Origin of the sequence: Burkholderia sp. E168m23 (genome assembly GCF_016586125.1) — a bacterium.
In the GTDB taxonomy this organism is placed as follows: Bacteria; Pseudomonadota; Gammaproteobacteria; order Burkholderiales; family Burkholderiaceae; genus Burkholderia; species Burkholderia orbicola.
Genome location: NZ_BCPP01000755.1, coordinates 1 through 3,588, shown reverse-complemented (window position 1 = coordinate 3,588; position 3,588 = coordinate 1). Strand labels below are relative to the sequence as shown.

Annotated in this window: 3 protein-coding genes and 2 pseudogenes; all 5 read left to right on the top strand. The window is 69.0% G+C overall.

Annotation, left to right across the window (positions count from 1 at the left end; translation table 11 throughout):
- Positions 1 to 244 (top strand): annotated as a pseudogene (locus JMF90_RS28940) (sugar ABC transporter substrate-binding protein); the annotation flags it as partial.
- Positions 245 to 387: 143 nt separating this feature from the next.
- A complete protein-coding gene (locus JMF90_RS28935) occupies positions 388 to 1,389 on the top strand; it encodes a hypothetical protein (protein ID WP_011546153.1) in 1,002 nt (333 codons plus the stop codon).
- A 40-nt stretch (positions 1,390 to 1,429) separates the two neighbouring features.
- Positions 1,430 to 2,254 carry a TIM barrel protein gene (locus JMF90_RS28930; RefSeq protein WP_011546154.1) on the top strand — a complete coding sequence of 275 codons (825 nt, stop codon included), beginning with the start codon at positions 1,430 to 1,432 and terminating at the stop codon, positions 2,252 to 2,254.
- A 74-nt stretch (positions 2,255 to 2,328) separates the two neighbouring features.
- Positions 2,329 to 3,315 carry an inositol 2-dehydrogenase gene (gene iolG, locus JMF90_RS28925; protein WP_011546155.1) on the top strand — a complete coding sequence of 329 codons (987 nt, stop codon included), beginning with the start codon at positions 2,329 to 2,331 and terminating at the stop codon, positions 3,313 to 3,315.
- A pseudogene (locus tag JMF90_RS40300) lies at positions 3,312 to 3,588 on the top strand (hypothetical protein); the annotation flags it as partial. The gene iolG and the pseudogene JMF90_RS40300, both read left to right, overlap by 4 nt.

Below are 3,588 nucleotides of genomic sequence, written 5' to 3'. Positions count from 1 at the left end.
GGCCGGCGCGATCGGGCGCGTGGTGTGGATCGGCCACGAGATGATCGACCAGCACCGTACCTTCATCGAAGCCGGCGCGATGGATCTCGCGATCGACCAGGACCCGGACGGACAAGCGATTTCCGCGCTGCAGCACGTGCTGCATGCGTGCGGCATCGTCGAACAGCCGCCGCCGGACGACCCGGTCGAATTCCGTGTGTTCTGTCCGGCGAACGTGAGGACGAGCGCATACCTGCAGGCGTGAATCCCGCCGTGCGGCGCACCGCGTGCGCACGATGAAAAAATCGACCGCGGCATGGGCGATTTTTCGTCAACGTTCGTCATGCAGCCCGCGCCGCGCATCCGTACATTGATCAGCCATCCACGGACAACGACGGACAGGAGACGATGGCTGAACCGATCCTCATCGGCGTGAACCTCGACGGCGTGCTCGAACACGACGGGCTGCCGCCGCCCACGCCCGCCGAGCGCTTCCGGAGGGTCGCCGCTGCCGGCGTGTTCGACTACATCGAAAAGAACCCGACGCGCGGCGAGGACCTGTCGCCGTATTTCGCGCTGGTCGATCGCCACGCGCTGCCGATCCGCGTGATCGGCGGCATCTGGTGCGCGGGCCGCGACGAAGCGCACGTCGCCGAGATCGTCGCGGCGGGTGCGCGGTTCGGCAGCACGGTGCTCAACTGCCAGCTACATGCGCGTCACGCGGACGGCCACCTGCTGTCGGACCGCGAAGTCGCCGATTTCTACCTGCGTGCGTACGCATCGGGCGAGCCGGTCGGCTGCCTGCCGAGCCTCGAAGTGCACGTCGACATGTGGAGCGAGGACTTCATGCGCGTGGCGCGCGTCGCGCGGCATGTCGAGCAGGCCGGCGCGCCGTTCCGTGTCACGCTCGATCATTCGCACCTGCTGTTCAAGATCGGCAACCGCGCCGAGCTCGACGCATCGGGCCTGCGCGAATCGGCCGACGGTGGCCACGCGCTGCTCGACCCGGCGTCGCCCGCCGCGATCTACGCCAACTGGATCGCGCGCGGCTGGGTCCGGCATGCGCATGCGCGCAGCGTGACGCCGAACAACCCCGAGAACCGCTGGATGCGCCGCGCGGACGGCAGCCCCGGCCGCGGCATCCAGTACCCGTTCGTCGCGCCCGCGCCGAGCGCGTATCACGGCGAATGGCGCGCGGATGCGCTGGACACGTGGAAAACCGCGCTGCGCCAGTTGCTGCGAACGCAGGCTCACGCGCGGCCGCCGCTGCTCGCGCAGATCAGCTGCGAGTTCATCCCGTTTCCCGACTACGGCGGCGGCGCGCGCTATTCGATCTTCGACAACAACGTCGCGTGCGCGCACTGGCTGCGCGACACGTGGCACGCACTTGCCGCGCGCACCGGCACCTGATTCGGACCCGCCCCACTCCAGCCTCAAGGACAGAACGACGATGCAAACCTTCCACTTTTCGCTGAACCGGATGAGCGCGCCGCGCTTGCCGCTCGACCGCTACGTCGCGCTGTGCCGGCGCCTTGGCGTCGACACGATCGAAATCCGCAACGATCTCGACGGCGTCGAGCTCGCCGACGGCACGCCCGCGGCCGCGGTCCGCGCGGCGACCGAAGGCGGCGGCGTGACGATCCTGACGATCAACGCGCTGCAGCGCTTCGAGCAATGGAACGCCGAGCGTGCGGACGAGGCGACCGTGCTGGCCGACTATGCGGCGCAATGCGGCGCGCGTGCGCTGGTGCTGTGCCCGACCAACAGCCACGGCGACACGCGCAGCGCGGACGCCCGCCATGCGGATCTCGTCACGGCGCTGAAGGCGCTGAAACCGATCCTTGAAGCCCGCGGCCTGCTCGGCTTCATCGAACCGCTCGGCTTCGAGGAATGCGCGCTGCGCCGCAAGTCGGACGCGGTGAAGGGCATCTACGCGGCGGCGGGCGAGCCGGTGTTCCGGCTCGTGCACGACACGTTCCATCATCACCTCGCCGGCGAGGACATCTTCTTCCCGAACCTGACGGGCCTCGTGCACATCTCGGGCGTCGAGGACGCCGACCTGCCGGTCGACCGGATGCGCGACGGCCACCGCGTGCTGGTCGGCGGCGCCGATCGGCTCGGCAACGTCCGGCAACTGCGCGAGCTGCTCGCGCGCGGCTACCGCGGCGCGTTGTCGTTCGAGCCGTTCGCGAGCGAAATCGCAGAAGCGGACGACATCGAAGACCGGCTGCGGGCGAGCATCGATTACGTGCGCGGCGAACTGGCCGATCGCTGAGCGGACCACCGTGACGGTGCGCGACCCACGCCGGTCGCGCACCGGCAAGACGAGAAAATCCACAGGAGAACGGAATGATCGAATTCGCTTTGTTCGGCGCGGGCAGGATCGGCAAGATCCACGCGGCGAATCTCGCGCGCCATCCGGGCGCAAAACTGAAGTACGTGATCGACCGGCATGCGCCGTCGGCGGAAGCGCTCGCCCGCACGCACGACGCGCAGGTCGCCGACGTCGAGCGCGCGCTCGGCGATGCGTCGGTGCGGGCCGTCGTGATCGCATCGAGCACCGACACGCATGCGGACCTCATCATCGCGGCCGCGAACGCGGGCAAGGCGGTGTTCTGCGAGAAGCCGGTCGACCTCACCGTCGAGCGCTCGCGTGCGTGCGCGGACGTCGTGCGGCGCACCGGCGTGACCTGCATGATCGGCTTCCAGCGCCGCTTCGACCCGACCTTCGCGGCGCTGAAGGCACGCGTGGAGCACGGCGAGATCGGCGCGCCGGAAATGCTGGTCGTCACGAGCCGCGATCCGGGCGCGCCGCCGGCCGATTACATCCGCAGCTCGGGCGGCATTTTCAAGGACATGCTGATCCACGACTTCGACGTGTTCCGCTGGATCCTCGGCGACGAAGCGCAGACGCTGCACGCGACGGGCAGTTGCCTGACCGATCCGGCCGTGCGCGACGCGGGCGACATCGATTCGACCGCCGTGACGATCCGCACGCGGCGCGGATTGCTGTGCCAGATCAACACGTCGCGGCGCGCGGCCTACGGCTACGACCAGCGCTTCGAACTGCTCGGCAGCCAAGGGATGCTGCAGGCCGGCAACGTGCGGCCGACCGAGGTGAGTGCCTGGCTCGCGGGCGGCATCGCGACCGACGTGCCGGAGCCGTTCTTCCTCGAACGCTACCGGCATGCGTATGCGGCCGAGATCGCGCACTTCGTCGACGCGCTGCGCGACGGCACGCCGGTCAGGACGACGATCGACGACGGGCTCGCCGCGCTCGAACTGGCCGAAGCCGCGATGACGTCGTGGAAAACGGGGCGCGTGATCGAGCTGTGACGCAGCAAACGGCGGCCGCGATCCGGGCAAGCGAGCCGCCGCTGCGCGAGCGGCGGCGCCCCGGCACGACCTGCCGCAACCCCACGGCGGCATCGGGCAAATTTGCCGCCACGTCACACGGCATGCGCGTGAAAGCACGTATGATGGCGAATCGATCGGCGTCGCCGATATCCCGCGTTTTCATCACCATGCTCGATCACCTCATCTGCGACTGCGACGGCGTGCTCGTCGACAGCGAAGTCATCGCCGACCGCGTGCTGCTCGACACGCTGT